This is a genomic window from Neobacillus drentensis, assembly GCF_036965425.1.
Lineage (GTDB): Bacteria > Bacillota > Bacilli > Bacillales > Cytobacillaceae > Neobacillus > Neobacillus drentensis_F.
The window spans coordinates 1-17,812 of sequence record NZ_JBALPP010000160.1 but is presented as its reverse complement, the minus strand read 5'-3'; the positions used below and the strand labels follow the sequence as shown (position 1 = coordinate 17,812).

The 17,812-nt window shown below is 38.2% G+C and carries 18 protein-coding genes, 1 pseudogene and 1 riboswitch; of the genes and pseudogenes, 11 read left to right on the top strand and 8 right to left on the bottom strand.

The features are described 5' to 3' along the window. Window positions 1-185 precede the first annotated feature (185 nt). The 3 genes from V7161_RS28500 to V7161_RS28490 all read left to right on the top strand — a co-directional run bounded on the left by V7161_RS28500 (window position 186) and on the right by V7161_RS28490 (window position 2,512). A complete protein-coding gene (locus tag V7161_RS28500) occupies window positions 186-1,196 on the top strand; it encodes a DUF3231 family protein (RefSeq protein WP_335716163.1) in 1,011 nt (336 codons plus the stop codon). A gap of 43 nt (window positions 1,197-1,239) precedes the next feature. Then, window positions 1,240-1,368 carry a hypothetical protein gene (locus V7161_RS28495; protein WP_263297639.1) on the top strand — a complete coding sequence of 43 codons (129 nt, stop codon included), beginning with the start codon at window positions 1,240-1,242 and terminating at the stop codon, window positions 1,366-1,368. A 229-nt stretch (window positions 1,369-1,597) separates the two neighbouring features. After that, the gene (locus V7161_RS28490; protein WP_335716162.1) at window positions 1,598-2,512 is read left to right on the top strand and encodes a VOC family protein; all 915 of its coding nucleotides are present in this window, start codon (window positions 1,598-1,600) and stop codon (window positions 2,510-2,512) included. A gap of 90 nt (window positions 2,513-2,602) precedes the next feature. Here the strand turns inward: V7161_RS28490 and V7161_RS28485 are convergent, their stop codons facing one another. Beyond that, the gene (locus V7161_RS28485; RefSeq protein ID WP_335716164.1) at window positions 2,603-3,259 is read right to left on the bottom strand and encodes a DsbA family oxidoreductase; all 657 of its coding nucleotides are present in this window, start codon (window positions 3,257-3,259) and stop codon (window positions 2,603-2,605) included. A gap of 505 nt (window positions 3,260-3,764) precedes the next feature. On the opposite strand from V7161_RS28485, the gene V7161_RS28480 reads away from it, so the two are divergent. From V7161_RS28480 to V7161_RS28470, 3 genes are read left to right on the top strand one after another with little or no spacing between them, the layout of a single operon-like run. Beyond that, window positions 3,765-5,357 (top strand): FMN-binding glutamate synthase family protein, encoded by a 1,593-nt coding sequence (locus tag V7161_RS28480; RefSeq protein WP_335716161.1) that lies wholly within the window; start codon window positions 3,765-3,767, stop codon window positions 5,355-5,357. 2 nt (window positions 5,358-5,359) lie between these two features. After that, on the top strand, window positions 5,360-6,991 hold the full coding sequence (locus V7161_RS28475; protein ID WP_335716160.1) for an acetolactate synthase large subunit: 1,632 nt from the start codon (window positions 5,360-5,362) through the stop codon (window positions 6,989-6,991). A 16-nt stretch (window positions 6,992-7,007) separates the two neighbouring features. Beyond that, window positions 7,008-8,435, top strand: a complete 1,428-nt coding sequence (locus tag V7161_RS28470; RefSeq protein WP_335716159.1) for an aldehyde dehydrogenase family protein — start codon at window positions 7,008-7,010, stop codon at window positions 8,433-8,435. A 160-nt stretch (window positions 8,436-8,595) separates the two neighbouring features. On the opposite strand, the gene V7161_RS28465 is transcribed toward V7161_RS28470, so the two are convergent. Both V7161_RS28465 and V7161_RS28460 read right to left on the bottom strand, forming a co-directional pair. Continuing rightward, window positions 8,596-9,051: a hypothetical protein gene (locus tag V7161_RS28465; RefSeq protein ID WP_335716158.1), complete on the bottom strand. Its 456-nt coding sequence runs from the start codon at window positions 9,049-9,051 to the stop codon at window positions 8,596-8,598. Window positions 9,052-9,065: 14 nt separating this feature from the next. Beyond that, on the bottom strand, window positions 9,066-9,833 hold the full coding sequence (locus V7161_RS28460) for a hypothetical protein (RefSeq protein ID WP_335716157.1): 768 nt from the start codon (window positions 9,831-9,833) through the stop codon (window positions 9,066-9,068). Window positions 9,834-10,140: 307 nt separating this feature from the next. Between V7161_RS28460 and V7161_RS28455 the strand changes: the two genes are divergently transcribed. Next, window positions 10,141-10,731 (top strand): molybdopterin-dependent oxidoreductase, encoded by a 591-nt coding sequence (locus tag V7161_RS28455; RefSeq protein ID WP_335716156.1) that lies wholly within the window; start codon window positions 10,141-10,143, stop codon window positions 10,729-10,731. Between the two features lie 97 nt (window positions 10,732-10,828). Here V7161_RS28455 and V7161_RS28450 read toward each other — a convergent pair whose 3' ends face one another. Then, window positions 10,829-11,779, bottom strand: coding sequence for an LGFP repeat-containing protein (locus tag V7161_RS28450; RefSeq protein WP_335716155.1), 951 nt, complete (start codon window positions 11,777-11,779; stop codon window positions 10,829-10,831). A gap of 454 nt (window positions 11,780-12,233) precedes the next feature. Continuing rightward, window positions 12,234-13,361, bottom strand: a complete 1,128-nt coding sequence (locus tag V7161_RS28445; RefSeq protein WP_335716154.1) for a 5-methyltetrahydropteroyltriglutamate--homocysteine S-methyltransferase — start codon at window positions 13,359-13,361, stop codon at window positions 12,234-12,236. A gap of 81 nt (window positions 13,362-13,442) precedes the next feature. Next, window positions 13,443-13,543, bottom strand: a riboswitch (SAM riboswitch). A gap of 195 nt (window positions 13,544-13,738) precedes the next feature. Here V7161_RS28445 and V7161_RS28440 point away from each other — a divergent pair. The 3 genes from V7161_RS28440 (at window position 13,739) to V7161_RS28430 (ending at window position 15,072) form a co-directional block, all read left to right on the top strand. Then, the gene (locus tag V7161_RS28440; RefSeq protein ID WP_335716153.1) at window positions 13,739-14,089 is read left to right on the top strand and encodes a VOC family protein; all 351 of its coding nucleotides are present in this window, start codon (window positions 13,739-13,741) and stop codon (window positions 14,087-14,089) included. 202 nt (window positions 14,090-14,291) lie between these two features. Further along, complete coding sequence (locus V7161_RS28435) at window positions 14,292-14,750, top strand: GNAT family N-acetyltransferase (protein ID WP_335716152.1); 459 nt, start codon at window positions 14,292-14,294, stop codon at window positions 14,748-14,750. Between the two features lie 106 nt (window positions 14,751-14,856). Beyond that, window positions 14,857-15,072: a DUF7336 domain-containing protein gene (locus tag V7161_RS28430; RefSeq protein WP_335716151.1), complete on the top strand. Its 216-nt coding sequence runs from the start codon at window positions 14,857-14,859 to the stop codon at window positions 15,070-15,072. Window positions 15,073-15,172: 100 nt separating this feature from the next. Here V7161_RS28430 and V7161_RS28425 read toward each other — a convergent pair. The 3 genes and pseudogenes from V7161_RS28425 to V7161_RS28415 form a co-directional block, all read right to left on the bottom strand. Next, window positions 15,173-15,330: pseudogene (locus tag V7161_RS28425) on the bottom strand (tyrosine-type recombinase/integrase); the annotation flags it as partial. Window positions 15,331-15,643: 313 nt separating this feature from the next. Next, a complete protein-coding gene (locus V7161_RS28420) occupies window positions 15,644-16,666 on the bottom strand; it encodes an anti-sigma factor (RefSeq protein WP_335716150.1) in 1,023 nt (340 codons plus the stop codon). Further along, window positions 16,659-17,156, bottom strand: coding sequence for a sigma-70 family RNA polymerase sigma factor (locus V7161_RS28415; RefSeq protein WP_335716149.1), 498 nt, complete (start codon window positions 17,154-17,156; stop codon window positions 16,659-16,661). The genes V7161_RS28420 and V7161_RS28415 overlap by 8 nt, the downstream gene beginning before the upstream one ends. A 303-nt stretch (window positions 17,157-17,459) precedes the next feature. Here V7161_RS28415 and V7161_RS28410 point away from each other — a divergent pair, with 303 nt between their 5' ends. Further along, window positions 17,460-17,729, top strand: a complete 270-nt coding sequence (locus V7161_RS28410; RefSeq protein WP_335716148.1) for a hypothetical protein — start codon at window positions 17,460-17,462, stop codon at window positions 17,727-17,729. The last annotated feature ends 83 nt before the right edge of the window (window positions 17,730-17,812 follow it).

Genomic DNA, 17,812 nt, shown 5'->3' with positions numbered 1-17,812 from the left:
TTTGTCTACACTCTGAGAGTGTACCATTTATGGTACACTCTTTTTTGTCATTCTATTTTTCATTCCACCACGAAAGATAAAGTTCCGGTTTATAAATTCAATTTAGGGGTGTTTCGTTAAATAAAGATAAGGTATATTTCAATTCCATGTAAGACAATCTATGAAAAAACAATGAGGTGTCTTGCGTGAATTCCAATCATGAAACCAAATTGACTTCCGCAGAGATTGCTGCCCTCTGGACACAATATTTAAACGAAACAGCAGGGCTTTGCTTTCATAAACACATGATTGAGCACCTAGAGGACAAGGAAATCATAGATGTTTTTGAATATGCGATTTCACTCGGTACCGAGCATTTGGAGATAATAAAAGAATTCTTTATAAGTGAAGGTTTTCCAATTCCAATCGGATTTACGAATCATGACATGATTCCAAACACACCACGACTTTTTTCTGATGCATTGTGTCTACATTTTTTAAATATCATGTCTATTCATGGCTGTCATGGGTACAGCGGGGCGCTCACAACTAGTGCTCGACATGACGTTCGTGAATATTTTACGAGTTGTAATGCTTCTTCAATTGAATTATGTAATCGGACAAAGAATATTCTGATGGAAAAAGGCTTATACTATCGCCCCCCAGTGGTTTTTCCACCTGAGAAACCTGATTTTGTCAAAGACGATAACTTTATAGCAGGTTGGTTTGGTGAAAAAAGGCCGTTAAGCTGTATTGAGATTACCGATATTTATTTTAATTTGAAGAAGAGCATCATGGCGAAAGCAGTCACAGTTGCCTTTTGCCAAGTCACTCAAACTAAAAAGGTTCGAGCCTTTTTTTTGGATGCCGTGAAAACAAAGGACAGCCACATCCAAATGTTTCATGACCTATTGAATAAGGAAAATCTGCCTGCACCGCCAACTTTAGAAGCGGAAGTGACAAAATCCACCACTTCTCCGTTTTCAGAAAAGCTAATGATGTATCAAGTGGGATTTTTATTCTCAACCGCAATGGTATATTACGGAACGGGATGGGCATCGTCACCCAGAAGGGATTTGACTCCACATTACATGATGGCCATTTCTGGTGACGTGAAAATTGGGAATGATTGGATGGACTTAGTGATTGAGAACGGTTGGCTGGAACAGCCTCCTTTGGCCGAAGACAGAAGGGAATTAGCGATGAAGAAAAAATGAGGTTATAAAAAGTAGATTAGCGAAATTCTCAGGAGGGGATATCATGAGCAAAACAGAGGAATTAAAACAGGAACTGCAAGTATTGACCGGTCGTCGTGAAAGGATGCAGAAGAACCTATATGAAGTGGAAAAACGCATTAATGAGATTGTTAATGAATTGAAAAAACAATAATCCTTAATTACAAAAAGAAGGTTACTGAATTCAGTACCTTCTTTTTTAAATGACTCACAAATATTCGATTTCGTTATATCCATTTTAGTAAAAATGAAATGATTTGTTCCTTTAGCTTGGCAGAATAGTGGAAAAAAGTGCTAAAATAAAAAGGGATATCATTTGCTGCAGGGACTGTTCCCAGGCCATAAGAACCGCCCCCTTGGCCTGAAATGAAGGAGGAATATCTATGTCGAAAACAAATCAAAAAATCGTTCCGCATTTATGGTATGACAAGGAGGCAAAAGAAGCTGCCGAGTTCTATGCTTCCATTTTCCCGGACTCCAAAATTACGAATGTAACAACAATCCACGACACACCTTCTGGCGACTCCGATATAGTCACTTTTGAGCTTTGGGGGCAGAAGTTCATGGCCATCAGCGCAGGACCTTATTTCAAGCTCAATCCGTCTGTGTCTTTCATTGTTAATTTTGACCCTTCGCGAGAAAAAGACGCTAGTGAAAAAATAACTGAGGTTTGGAACAAATTGACCGAAGGCGGCACAGCGTTAATGCCGTTTGGTGAGTATCCGTTCAGTAAAAAGTTTGGCTGGATTCAGGATAAATATGGTTTGTCTTGGCAGTTAATGCTTACCAACCCAGAAGGGGAAGAGCGGCCTGCAATTGTGCCTTCACTATTGTTTGTCGGAGATAAATGTGGCAGAGCGGAAGAGGCGATTCAATTTTATTTATCTGTATTTAAGAATGCACAGCAGGGGCTTATGGTCCGTTATCCTAAAGGCATGGAACCTGACAAAGAAGGAACAATCATGTTCTCTGATTTCATGCTTGAAAGCCAGTGGTTTTCTGCAATGGATAGCGCGCATGAACACAAATTCAGTTTTAACGAGGCACTCTCCTTTATGGTATATTGTGACACACAAGAAGAGATTGATCACTACTGGGAAAAACTTTCGGCAGTTCCTGAAGCCGAGCAATGCGGCTGGCTGAAAGATAAATATGGCATATCCTGGCAGATTGTGCCAAGTGCGATGGACGAGATGATGAGCAAGAGCACACCGGAGCAACGTGCACGTGTAACGAAAGCATTTCTTGGAATGAAGAAATTTGATCTTGAAAAATTACAAGAAGCATACAAGGGATAAAGAGAAATCAAAATGATTAATGAGCCGAAAATAGGCAAGTATTTATATACTGCTAGCTTATTTTCGGCTTTTTACATTACGTTTTATGGTTTATTTCTCCGGAATCTCGCAACCGTCATCATCACAAATGGCACCACTTTGACCGCCAAGGTTAGTGAAGGGACCATCCTGCTGCATGACTTGCTTGAGAGCCTGAACAAATGTTTCAAGAGGCTGAGCCCCGGTCAGCGAATACTTTTTGTTTATGAGGAAGAAGGGTACGCTTCGAATCCCGTATTGCTGGGCTTGAACTTCGTCTGCGTAAACAGCATCACTCATTTCCTTACCTGAGAGCATTTCTTTCACCGCCGGACCATCCAAACCAATTTCTTCAGCCAACTGAACAAGTGTGGCATGGTCACCAATATGTTTACCCTCGGTGAAATACGCACGCAAGAGTCGTTCGGTCATTTCCTTCATCATCCCATACTTTTTTGTATACAACGTTAATCGATGAGCATCAAAAGTATTGGTTAAAATGACTTTCTCAAAATGATACTCCAATCCAGCGTCCCGAGCCATGCGCTCCGTGTTGCGGCAGCTCGCCTTAGCTTGATCCAGGCTCATCCCATATTTTTTTGATAAACTTTCGTATACATTATATGGAACATCTCGTCCTATTGACGGATCTAATTCAAAGCAGCGATACACGATTTCAACAGGAAAATCGATTTTCTGAATAGCGTCATCCAGACGCTTCTTGCCAATATAGCAAAATGGTCAAGCAAAATCAGTCCACATTTCTATTAACATGAAAACTTCCTCCTTAATCTGTGATTCCTTTAGTATATCAATTCAATACTTTTTCTAAAGATATAAAGAATGGTTTGGATCCACTCATTTAATAATTTCTAAACCATTGCCCCTTACAAAATGGGTTGGACATGCATACGAATACCATAAACAAATTAGGAGGAGACAGTGATTGGAGTTCTTGAAAATAAAAAGAATAGCAGTTGATTCCATCCTTTATTCAGATGTTGACGATTGTGAAACAGTCGATGAATCTGATGATTGGGATGTTCAATTCGAAGGTAGTAGTTAATTAAGGCTGCCTGACTTCCGGTGGGGTAATACGTTTCCACACCAGAGGTCAGGCTATTTGCATTCAATTCATATTTCGTTAAGGATAAATTTCCCCATAAAGAGAATCTTATCATTATAAATTCCATTTTTAATATCAATCAAGTGTTTACTTATGGAGGAAATGATTATGAATATTGCCGATGTGATGATCATCATTGTATTTGTTTTATTGGTTTTGTTTGTATTGGTCTTACTAGTAGTAGGATTGTATTTATTATTTATCGACCGAACGCAAAAACAGCATCCGATTCTTCGTAACTATCCAGTTTTAGGACGTGCAAGGTACTTTTTGGAGACAATTGGACCAGAGCTTCGTCAGTACTTATTTGATAGTAACAAAGATGGAAAGCCTTTTTCTCGAACCGATTTTCAACATATTGTAAAACAAGCAAAGTATAAACGTAATGTGATGGGATATGGTTCACAACGGGATTTTGAAGAAGCTGGTTTTTATATTCGGAATTCCATGTTTCCTAAATTAACAGAGGAATTAAAAATGGACCAAGAGACAAAAGTAACGACGAATCGTTACCTCTTGATAAAAGAACCTTTATTTACACAGAAAAAAGAAGTGTTAGAGGAAAATGAATCATCCGCCTATTTATTAGACGATAAGGATGCGATCGTGATTGGAAAAAATTTAAAACACCCCTTCATTGTAAAAGGGCAAATTGGGATGTCCGCCATGAGTTATGGTTCATTAGGTGAGCATGCCATTACCGCACTCTCCAAAGGATTAGCTATTGCGAAGGGGGCATGGATGAATACAGGCGAAGGCGGACTATCTGAATATCATCTAAGAGGCGGAGTCGATATTATTATGCAAATTGGCCCCGGACTATTTGGGGTAAGAGATAGAGAGGGAAATTTCAGCTGGGAAGCATTAAAGGAGAAAAGTCAAATACCTCAAATAAAAGCGTTTGAGATTAAATTAGCTCAAGGGGCAAAGACACGCGGCGGCCATATTGATGGAGAAAAAGTAACAGAGGAAATCGCAAGAATTCGGATGGTAGAACCATTTAAATCCATCGATAGCCCTAATCGTTTTAAAGAATTTAGTGATTTCCCGTCCCTTTTTACTTTTATGGAACGGATTCGTGAGGAAACAGGCAAACCAGTTGGAATGAAATGTGTTATTGGAAGTATGCATGAAGCCGATGAATTGGCAAAAGCCATCAAAGAAACCGGAAAAGGCCCCGATTTTATCACCGTAGACGGTGGTGAAGGCGGTACAGGTGCTTCTTATCAGGAGCTGGCTGACAGTGTTGGATTACCAATTAAAGCTGCGCTTCCATTAGTAAACAATGCCCTCATCAAATATGGCGTCCGTGATCAAGTGAAAATCATTGCCTCAGGAAAACTTTTTTCACCAGATCGAATCGCTATTGCTCTTGCGATGGGGGCAGATCTCGTCAATATTGCACGGGCATTAATGATTACAGTAGGTTGTATCCAAGCCTTAAAATGCCAATCAAATGCTTGCCCGGTCGGTGTAGCCACAACCGATCCCGATTTACAAAAGGCTCTTGTCATTGATGAGAAAAAGTATCGTACGGCTAATTATTTAATCAGTATGCGGGAAGGGTTGTTCCGTCTGGCTGCCGCAGCTGGTTTGGATTCCCCCGTGCATTTTAAACCAGAACATATCGTTTACAAAGACGAAAGAGATCATGTTTATTCATTAGAAGAATTGTATCAATCCATTGTAAAGGGTGTGTAATAGTGAAGGCGGCTGAATTATTAGTGAAGTGTTTAGAGGAAGAGGACGTAGAATATATCTTTGGGATACCAGGCGAGGAAAATATTGATCTTATGGATGCTCTTTTGGATTCAACGATTAAATTTATCGTTACCCGACATGAAACGAGCGCTGCTTTTATGGCAGGGACCTACGGAAGGTTAACGGGAAAACCGGGAGTGTGCTTAGCAACCTTAGGACCTGGAGCAACAAATCTTTTGACAGGTGTGGCAAATGCCAACATGGATTTGAATCCCATTGTGGCGATTACCGGCCAAGCTAGTTTAGACCGGCAGCATAAAATCAGTCATCAGTATTATGATTTAATTCATATCTATGAACCTGTAACAAAATGGAATGCACAAATAAAAAAAGGAGAAATCATACCTGAGGCAGTTCGTAAGGCATTTCAAGTATCGACTCAAGATAAACCAGGGGCTGTCCACATCGATCTCCCAAACGATGTTGCTGGAATGGAGTTGCAGGGAACTCCATTAAAAGGAACGGTCCATACTTTAACAGAAGCAGGAGATCAGGTCATTAAAGAGGCAGCCCAGCTTATTGAACAGGCTGAACACCCTCTTATTTTAGCTGGAAACGGAATAACTAGAGGAGAGGCTGCGGATCAATTAAGGGCTCTAGTGGAAAAGACCAATATCCCAGTGGTCCATACCTTCATGGGAAAAGGAGCTCTTCCCTGGACAAATGACTTAAGTTTATTAACAGCAGGCATTGGCGGGAATGATTACATTACTTGTGGATTTAATCATGCTGACTTAATAATCGCGATTGGTTTTGATATTGCAGAATATGCTCCTTCGAAATGGAATCCTAATGGTGCCACCTCCATTTTACACATTGATACAGAGGAAGCAGAGACCGATCAACATTATCCTGTAAAACTAAATGTAGTAGGAGATATCAAACGGAATTTAGAAAAGTTACATAAGGTTCTTTCCCCAGGAGAAAGGAATAATTCATGGGTATTGAATGTTCGGAATAAGGCACTGAATGAGCTGCAACAATTTAGTGATGATACTAGCTTCCCGCTCAAACCTCAGAAAATTATTTCCGATTTAAGAGCTGTTTTAAAAGAAGAGGATATTGTGGTTTCTGATGTCGGGGCACATAAAGTATGGATAGGTAGAATGTTTCATACCTATCAACCGAATACCTGTCTAATTTCTAATGGCTTGGCATCAATGGGGATCGCGGTCCCTGGAGCGATAGGAGCGAAACTTGCCCAGCAGAATCGAACCGTCGTCGCGGTTTGCGGAGATGGATCTTTTCAAATGACCGGCGCTGAGTTAGAAACAGCTAAACGGCTGAATCTTCCAATTATTGTTTTATTATGGAGAGATGAAGGGTATGGCTTAATCGAATGGCATCAGATGAAAAAGTTTAACCGTCCTTCCCATATTAAATTTGGAAATCCTGACTTTGTGCAGCTGGCCTCGTCCTACGGATTTGAAGCAATGCAAATTAACAAGGCAGAGGAACTTAAGCCTGCACTAGAAAAAGCCATTGCCATGAACAAACCAGTCTTTATTGATTGCCCAGTTGATTATAGTGAAAACATGAAATTAACGGAGAAATTAAGTCATCTTCAATGCTAAGAAAGGGAGGGTCAACATGCGGCTCGGTTCGATTATCAATGGTCAAGAACGAAATGAATCTAATCGGGAAACAATCGAAGTAATAAATCCTTATAACCAAGAAATAGTAGCCGAATTAGCTTTAGCGACAGAAACGGATCTGAATGAAGCAGTCGAAAATGCCTTTGAAACTTTTCATTCTACAATGAAGAAAATGCCTGCACATCAACGGAGTGATATTTTACGAAAAGCTGCCGACTTATTAGAGGAAAAGCCGGAGGATTTTATAGACACCATTGTCCGAGAGGCTGGTAAACCAATCAAATATAGCCGAGATGAGATCAATCGTTCCGTTCAAGTCCTACGCTTTGCTTCGGAACTTGCTAAAAATATTACAGGAGAAGTTCTGGCCATGGATGCAGCCATTGGCGGGGAAAATCGAATGGGGCTTGTGAAACGAATCCCATTAGGTGTGGTGGGAGCCATTACTCCCTTTAACTTTCCGCTTAATCTGTCTTTGCATAAAATTGCACCAGCGATTGCTGCAGGTAATACGATTGTTTTCAAACCTGCCGAGAAAACACCAGTGTCGGGTTATAAATTAGTCAAGTTATTTCAGGAAGCGGGCCTACCGGATGGAGCATTAAACTTGTTAATGGGAACGGGAGCGGTAGGAGCACCACTTGTCACAAATGAAAAAGTCCATAAAGTTTCGTTTACAGGAAGCTTAGCAGTCGGAAAGAAAATTCGTGAAACCGCTGGCTTTAAAAAAGTAACCCTAGAATTAGGCTCCAATTCCCCTAATATCATTTTCGAAGATGGAGACATAGAAACGGCTGTAAAAAGATTAGTGGTAGGAGCATTTTCTTTTTCAGGACAAGTTTGTATCCATGCCCAACGAATCTTTGTACAAAAAAGTGTTTATCAGTCATTTTTGGATCAGTTTATCACTGAAACAAGGGCATTGAAAATTGGCGATCCAATGAAGGAAGCCACAGACATCGGACCTATGATTACCGAGAAAGAAGCCGAGCGGGCTAAGCTATGGATTGATGACGCGGTTCGAAATGGTGCAAAAATCGAAGTGGGCGGTGAACGAAATGGAACTATTCTTTCCCCGACCATCATGACCAATGTTGATCGTAATATGAAAATCATCGCCGAAGAGGTTTTTGCACCGATCGTATCCGTCATTCCGTTTGAAACAGAAGAGGAAGTCATCGGATATGCCAATGACTCTATTTACGGTTTACAGGCGGGAGTCTTCACACAGGATATTGACCGAGCCATCAGGGTAGCAGACCAATTAGAAATTGGCGGAGTTTGGATTAACGATATCTCTACCTACCGGCAGGATAATCTGCCATACGGCGGTGTAAAACAAAGTGGCGTAGGCAGAGAAGGAATTAAATATGCCATAGAAGAAATGACGGAACTTAAATTTATTGGCATTAAATTAAAGTAGGACCGGGGGAACGGTTCCAATCATCCCAAGGCGATTAGAATTAAAGGGAAAAGGGTATCTGAGTATAAACTCGATACCCTTTTCCCTTTATTGGAAAAATACTGTTTAGAATGATAATTTTCAAAAGCCAACATAATGGCTGGTTTCAGTTAAACAAATACTACATATTCTTTATTCTTGTTAGTCCTAGAGCCTGATTTTCCCATAAGATTTTTTCAACGGTTTTGTATTCATGTTCTTCACAGCGAATCATTAAAAAAATTTCAGATGTAATATTTTTGACTCCATGTTTATTTTTTTTAATTAACACCATTTTTATAAGAAACCCTAAAAGCAAACCACTAACTGCACCAATTATCCCCCATATAATTGGACCCCATTTTAAAATATAACCATAAATGGCTCCTAAGAGCATCAAACATGTACCAAGTATGGCTGCTGCATCAAATAGACTTAAGCCATCTGCCCTATGAATGGTATCAAATAGTTTCCTTTGTTCACTTCTTTTATCTAGAGGGGCAGCCAGTATCCTTTCATTTGAAAAATCATTTTGTTCCAGTTCCGATAGGGCCAGTTCAATAAAAATCGAGTTTTCAAAGGAAGCGATGACTAACAATGTATACACTCCTTTCAAATGGGAGTTTTAAAATTAATATTTTGGTATTTCTTCCGTAAGTATTTTGACATTTCTTTTTCAAACAATTTGTTGAGCTCAATCGTAGATGAATAGGCATCGTAAATAATAAAAAAATATATGGATGGAAAATAAAGTGCCCATTGCATATTAATAACCTCTTTAGCTTTTACAAAATCCCCTAACATTGATAAGTGTATAGCAGACAAAATATGACCATAATAACAGATTGCTACTGTATAGAGAAATATAAAAAATCCCGAAATAACATTATGAATATAAAGGTGACCAAGACCAGGAAATAAAACGGACCATGCTAAAGCTACTAATGGTTTACGTTTATCCAAGTAGTTCATGTCCCACGATCCCATTTTTTTATTCAAAATAGGAGCGTCCTCTCTATCTGCTAATACATATTGTTTGTTTAAATCCACCGTGGATCTATAACCGTCCCATATTCCAAACATATATATTGCCACGTAAAGAATTAACCATCGTTGATTCATAACTTCTTTTGCAGCATCAAAATCACCCAATAAGGAATACAAAATCCCAAGGTTCACATGTGCAACTCCATTAATAAAGGTTTCCCATAAAATTAAAAGAAACCCTGCTGCGTATCTATGCTGCAATAAATGTCCAAATCCCGGATATGAAAATGAAAAAAAGGCAACGACCCACGGATTTTTCAAATGAAGTTGTCCAGTTGTAAATTGCGATAAATAAGCCCTTTGTCTTCGATAGGGAGGAATTCGATTCATCATTCGTACCTCTTTTGTAGAATAATCCTCGTACTTTTTAATAATGTCCATATTGTGGGATATAATTGCAATTATGTATTTAGGTAATATTGTGGAATTAGCATCAAAAGAAGACCTATTTACGTCTTCTATAGTTTAACCAGTCATTTCCTCCATATGTAACAGGGAAGGAGAAGAATCTGATGAATACTTCTTTTACAAAAAATTCATCAGAAGCCGGATTATGTAAATAACTAAATAGTGAAATGGCATACTATACGTAACACTGTGATTTAATTAACGTTTAAGAGGAAAAAAAGGATGGTGTATGATGGAAAAGCAGCTTCCACCAGGCCAATTTGAAACAGAAAAATGGCCAATCCTGCACGTAGGGGATGTTCCCGAGTTTAATGAAACCACATGGAATATCAGACTTTTTGGTGAGGTAAAAGAAGAAAAATTCTTATCCTATAAAGAAATCATGGAGCTTCCAAAGACTATTTCAAGCGTTAACATGCATTGTGTTACCACCTGGTCTAAATTTGATACATCATTTGAAGGAATTGCACTTAGAGAGTTTTTGAAATTTGTTGAAATGAATGAAGATGTAAAATACATTAAAATTTACGGGTATTACAATGGAGACAAGTTTGGTTATTCAGCAAATCTGCCGCTCGAGCCTTTATTAGGGGACGATTCTTTGTTTGTATATCGTTGGAAAGATAAAAATCATGATTGGCAGGATATTGAGCCAAAACATGGTTATCCACTAAGGTTTATTCCACCAGAAGTATTTTATCTATGGAAAGGCTCTAAGTGGGTGTCAGGGATTGAATTTATGAAGGTAGACGAAGCCGGTTTTTGGGAAGAGCTTGGCTATTCGATGACAGCCAATCCATTTAAAGAAGAACGCTACCGTTAGCACAGTTTTCCGTACGAACATTCCGTTCGCAGCCTTCCCAGTTATAAAGGGAGGGCTGCAGAATTTTTCTCGAGGATTTCTAATAAATCAAATAAGTTTAGGCACGACCTAAACTAAAATATCCTTTATACGAAGAACCTTGACCGGTGAGTGGAGGTGTCTCGATCTTGAAGGGAATTTGATTTTTAAGGACGTATTCGTTTGGTCTTGCTGAAAGCTGAACCATGTCCTTCAATGTAAGAACAATCGTGGACTGTCCGATTAAGTCATCTCCTGTGCCAAGTAGACTGTTTATCCCTTTCGCCACAGGTGTTACAAGTGCTTTCAAAATAGGGGCTGCAGCTCCTCCAACAAGTGGACCGCCTAACGCAGCTACTCCTGAAGTTGCGGCTGCGGCAGCAGTAGAAACCGTTGCATGGACTGTCTGATAATACTTATTTGGATCTCCTTCATCGTGTTCCATTAAAACAAATGTTATGTTTAAACCATAAGGTTTTCCACGATAGAGTTCTATATGATCCGGGAAACTTTCACCTTTATCAACATCTGTGTAAAGTTTAGTCAGGGATGTTGAAACATTTACTGGTTCATTGTCCCTTCCAGTAGGAGCTGCTACGCTAATGGTTGCATAAACCTCGTCAGAACCAGGTCCACTTGTCGGACCAAAGCAATGAATCCCTTTATAAGTCAACACCACTTGATCGATTTCAATAGCACCTGTCTCGGGCCACCAATAGATCTCACCATGCTCAAAGCGCATGACTTTGCCTTCGTCATATTTTATTGGTAATTCATCTGAAACAGGCCAACCCAGCCAGCTCTCGACTCCACCTAATGCATGATACTTCTCATTAGTTGCACCATTAACCCAATAAGCAGGTCCATTTGCATTCTTAGTATAAATAACACCATTCTGATATCGGATACGATAACCTGTGTCTATCTCTTCCACATAAGAAATGGCAGCACCCGGAGCGCCATTTAACGATTTCCATTTAGTTTCAATGGTTGTTTTTACTGTATCTTTCGGATCTTCCATATAATGCATGGAAGGGAACCACCTAAACGATTCCCAATGCGGTTGAAATGCTTCATTATTTTCGTAAGCACTAATTTGCAGTGTGGAGTCGAATCCTCTTTGTAGGTTATTGTAATGACGTAGCCACATTTCTTCAAAGGAACGAGGGTAACATGTTGTAGAAGGGTAGTAATAGGGGATAACGGATATTGTTCTAAAAAGCGAGTAGAGATGATACGTTGGACATGGACTTGATGATGAAGATTGATGATAATACAATACTGTCCCTCCTTATTCACTTTCGTTTCTTGATACTATATTCGGTTAACGAAGTTATGAGGGTTGTCACTATCTAAATTAGGCTATTCTGTATAGCCATTCTATTATTTACGTTTGATTGGGTCGGATTTTGGAAAGATTAAAACCTCCTTCTGGTGAATGAATAGAAGGAGGATATCAATAAAATTATGATTATATCAAGAAGTTAAATGGAGCCCCATACATTATTTGCCAGTTCAATGATGTGTTTTATTTTATTCCATTGCTCGTCTTCGGTTAAAAGGTTTCCTTCTTCTGTACTGGCAAATCCGCATTGAGGGCTTAATGCCAAGTTTTCTAAAGGAATATATTGACTTGCTTCTTTAATTCTCGCTTTAATAGTTTCAGGGTTTTCCAGTTCCGGGTATTTAGATGTGATTAATCCTAGTACAACAGCTTGATTTGCACGTTTGAAGTTTTTTAATGGTTCGAAATCCCCTGAACGTTGATCATCATATTCCAGGAACAGACCATCCACTTTTAAGTCAGCGAAAATCGCGTCAGAAATATGTTCATATCCACCGCTTGTAATAAAAGTCGATCTGAAGTTCCCACGGCAAATATGCATCGTAATCAACAGATCCTCAGGTTTACCGGAAATGAACTCATTAATACAATTTACCCTTGTTTTGATGATATCTCGTACGTCCATACCCATTTTTTCAACGACTGCTTGGATCCGTTCTTCCGATACAAAATCAATCCAGGACGTATCGTCCAATTGCAAGTATCGGCAGCCAGCATCATAGAATGCCTGAATGGCCTTTTGGTAAGCAGTTACCGTATCATGATAAAACTGCTCATTGTTTCCTTGATAATAGTCATCGCCTTGAATTCTTGTAAATAACATATTCGGGCTAGGAATGGAAAATTTCGCCACTTGACTGCCATCGCCAAACTTGTCAACAGCTTGCTTTAAGAACTTGAAGTGTTCAATCATATAATGCTGATCAAATTCTATTTTTCCGACAACTTTAATGGCATTATTTCTTGTTTTTGCCCCTTGGAAGTGACTAACATATTCACTTTCAAAGAATTCGACTCCTTTTAAACCTGCTAAAAAATCCAAGTGCCACCATGAACGTCGGAATTCACCATCCGTAATGGATTTTAGGCCTGTTTCGATCTGTTTTTGTACTAGTTTCTCAATTTCTTGGTCCTCTACAGCCTTTAGAGCATTTTCATCGATCGTCCCATTTGAAAAAGACTTTCTTGCTTCTTTAATCGGTTCAGTTCTAAGAAAACTGCCAACATGGTCGGCTTTGAAAGGTGCTTTTAAAAGTACTTTTGTCATTAATGATTTCCTTCTTTCTTTTAAAATAAAAAACCCTCTTCTTACAAATAAGAAGAGGGCGTATGTACATAACGGGTTCTCCTCTTATCTTCTAGCATTCGCTACTGGAATTGGCACAGTACAAATAGATGTCTGCTGCCGAGGCTTCAAAGGGCCAGTCCCTCCACCTCTCTAGATAAGAATAGTAGTAATATTTAATTAACAATAAAATTACACTTGTTCAGCAATTCTGTCAATATTTTAATCCTATCTATTTAAATACACACAGCAAATAGAATAATAGGGGAGTAACAACGGTCGTTTTATTGAACAAGAAGGGATTATATGACTTGGAGCGAATTAATCTATATATAAGTAATTCATTTTGGAGGTATTTAATGAACCCTATATTAAATCAAATTGGAACCATTTTTATCCCTGTAAGTAATGTAAAAGAAGCACGTAATTGGTATTGTGACATATTAGGGTTACCAGCAGATGGTGAAATATTATATGGTCATTTATATATCATTCCTATGAATGGAACTGGAATTGTTTTAGATAGCAAAATTTATTCAGAGGATAATATTTTCAAAACCCCACCTTTTCATTTAAATACTATCAATATTGAACAAGCATATGAATTTATGAGAGGTAAAAATGTCGAATTAACAACTGGTGTTGAGCATAACCATTGGTTTAAATTTAAAGATCCTGATGGAAATCATTTAATGGTGTGCAAGTGTTAACCTTGTTTCACTAAAGAGTGTAAGAGTTGGAGGACAGGGATTGCTTCGGCGATCTTTTTTTTGTTCCACGAACGGTACAGGATAATAAAGAAGATAGAAAGAAATTTCACAAAATAAAATACTCGTATCGTATAATATTCATCTATTTTAAAGACAAGAAACTAACTATAAATCAATAAACAAATATTAAGGAGGTAATGTAGTGAAACAACACAAATTCATAATAACTCCGTATCATCCTAAGTATGCTAAACAGACCATGGAAATGTGGCGAGATAGTAAGGAACGGGCTATTGGTCAGAAAGAAATTCATAGCCTTGAAAATCATATCAATTTTTTAAATAATATATTACCAGGACAGTATCAAATAGATTTAGCGTTAATGGATGACAAAGTAGTTGGAATGGTCGCCTATAATGAAAGGGAGATAAGCCAGCTTTATATTCATTATGATTATCAAGGAATCGGTATAGGTCAAACATTACTTGATAAGGTAAAAGAACAATCAAGTGGCAGATTAACATTATATACATTTGAAGTTAATGAAAACGCACAACGATTTTATGAAAAGAATGGATTTAAAATCATTGGTAGAGGACACGAAAATGAGGAAAATTTACCTGATATTCAATATGAATGGATATCCAAAACAATAATTTAAACGGAGACTATTCGTATAAAAACGCTAAAGGTAAATCAATTTTTTAACCGATATTAGTCGGTTCATTCTTGTAGGAGTTGAAACACTAATCCAAGATTATAAAGTGATGCACTTAATTAAAGGGTGCTTGAGTTTAAGAAAGGGATTGCTGGGGCGAGCCCTTTTCTTGATGTTTGATGAGATAAAAATGATTGGTGTCTTTTCAACAAATGAAAAGGCGGAAGAAGTGATTGAAAAATATATGACACTATCTGGGTTTAAAGACCATCCTATGGAATGCTTTCATATAGGTAAACATGAGATTGATAAGATTAGTGGATAGGAAGAAGGCTTTATTAAATGGAAGGATGCTTATTAAGCTACCGGGTGCAAGAGTGAAATAAAGCAACGCTATCGTGAGATGCGTTGCTTATTTTATTTCTAAAAAAAATCCTATATAATTCCTGCCTGATGCTTCCGCTTAACTGGGCATATATCCGGGTGGATTCACTTTTTTCATGACCTAATAGCTTTAAATAACATCTAGAGGTGCTCCATTATTCAATAAGTGGGTTGTATAGCTGTGCCTTAAAACACTTGGCTGCCTTCTTTCCTTCGTAACTATGGTTTATAATTAATACTCAATGAAGATATCACCATTAGAAAGGTAAAAATCAACAGAAAGATACAAAGGGAGAGTCCCCATATGGCAAAAAGCCTCGATCTTCTCCTAGTAAATAACCCAATGACACCGAGTAAAAATCCTAAAATGGGAAGCTGAATGATAAAGACTCCCGGAAACACTGAATTTTTTAGTAATAGGGCAACATTTAAACCAGCTAATGAAATGAGAGCAATCAGAAAAGATAAAAATCCTGATATTGTAGGAAGGCGTCTTCCCCCTACTTTTTTCTTTATTCCCAGTTCCATAGTTTCACTTCCCCCACCTTCATTGCGCGAATTTTTTTCATATCCTGCAGTTTTCTCAATTCTTCCGTGGGACCAGTTATGACGGCACCATAAACCTTAATACCGTGTTGCTCGATATAGGCTAGGCGACTCTTTATAGACAAAGATTTGGCGCGAGCGACTTTTTCAGCAACCGTTTCATTTTTTTTAAGCAATTTTAATATATCAAGAAAGACCTCCTCATTCGACTCACTATTGGTCTTAAATGGGGACCATGTAGTTGGGTCATACTGTGCAGGGTAGCCTAGCGGCGTAATTGGTACACCGCCGGCGTCTTCTTGTTTGATTTCCATTCCTGTATTAACGGCAAACCAGCGGAGTTCCATATTTTTAGGTAGACTATCTTTCAAATCCTCTGGTTTCATTAACTTGTTTAGCGAGACATATACCTCAGCGACTGTTCCATCTGGAAGTTTTTTTAATTTATCCCATTCATCTGTTTCAGTATAAGGAATTCTTACTGTAGGGTGTACCATGACCTCCGTTTCCTTGCTAGGGTTTTCAGACAAAGGTCGATCTAACAACAAATTCTTCTTTGGAAAACTTGGATGGTTCAACAAGAAGTCAATATCATAGTTTCCAACCTTATAATCTTCTTTACCAATTCTTTTAAAAACATCAAATTTTATATTCATTGAAAAAAAACTAATCTCATCTTCTAAATCCATCTCTTCTAAGCTCATATTTGGTTCAGTAACATAAATTGTCTTTGTTACAACATCAATTAGCTGGTCTGCCCGACCGCCAATTGCGTAGTACATATAGGTGGCTAAAGTCATGATAGGAACAATCAATAAAAGAATAGCGAGACTGATCATGATGTTCGTTCTTCGTGCCATATTTTTACCTTGATTTACAATCTCTGTTTGGTCTTCTTTTGAGTAGGGGTGAAGCCCTCTCACATCATTTAGAGATTCTTTTAGATAATTTTGATAGTCTTCTTCAATTTGTTTTTTTTCATCACTCATCTGCCGTCATCCTTTCCTTCACTCTGTTCATGACCTTCCTTCGACCCCGATGTAAATGGCTTTTCAGTGTATTTATTTTTATATCCAAAATTGCCGCGGCTTCATTGTAGGCAAGCTGATGAAAATCGCATAGCAGTAAAACATGTCTTTCCTGTTCTTTTAGCGAATGAATGTCATTTAATAATAATTGAAAACTCTCTTTTTCTAGCAGTCTTTTTTCTGGCGTTTCCTTTGAGATGGGCCCACTTTCTTCAAATTGTTCATTAAAGGCCAGGCGCTTATTTTTTCGCTGAAAATCAATAAAGGCATGGTAGGCTACCTTAAACAGCCATGCTCTGATATTAGAAATTTCATAATCCTCGAGCTGCAAATATGCCCTGTAAAAAGCCTCATGCACTAAATCCTCCGCTATAAAATGATCTTTTGAAAGGGAGTAAAGATAGCGATATAAATCATTTACATTTTCTCGATAAGCTTGATCAAGCTCCACTGCCTCTCCCCCTTTCAACCTAACCACGTTTAACGATAGCAAAAAGTTGCAATTATGGAAATTTTTTTCTAAATAAACGACGTTCATGAAAATCGGAGCGGTGCTCTAAGTTACTTATGAGCTCAATATGCTATAAAGCTATGCTTATACAATAAATGGCGCTTTAGAGTAGCTGAGGTAGCACTTTTTCTTATTCGACTAACGAAGCAGGTATACTTAAGAAGGAATTTAACTAAAAATAATGAATAATGATATACCCAAAGGATTCGATTTTTAATAATAACCATTCAGGGGGAAAAGACAATGAATCGAATTTTAATTGGTGGATTTGTGATGCTAGGTGGATTGTTGGTTACTTTAACAATTATTGTGTTGGGTGCCATTTATGCTACGAGTATTACAGAATGGCCTGGAAAGTCAAAATTGTGGTTTTCAATTTTTGGGGCAAAGCAATATGGCGATGAAGTTGTAGAGTCTTTATTTCTGGGTTTTCCATTTATGATAGGCGTTTTGTTTACGTTAGTAGGGTTATTAATCTTAGGGTATGAGTATTATATATCCTTTAAAAAGTAGGATGTTAAAAGTGAAGTCTTATTCAAATTAACTAGAGTTAGAGTTGAACAACGGGTTGCTGCGGCAACTCTTTTTTCTTGTTC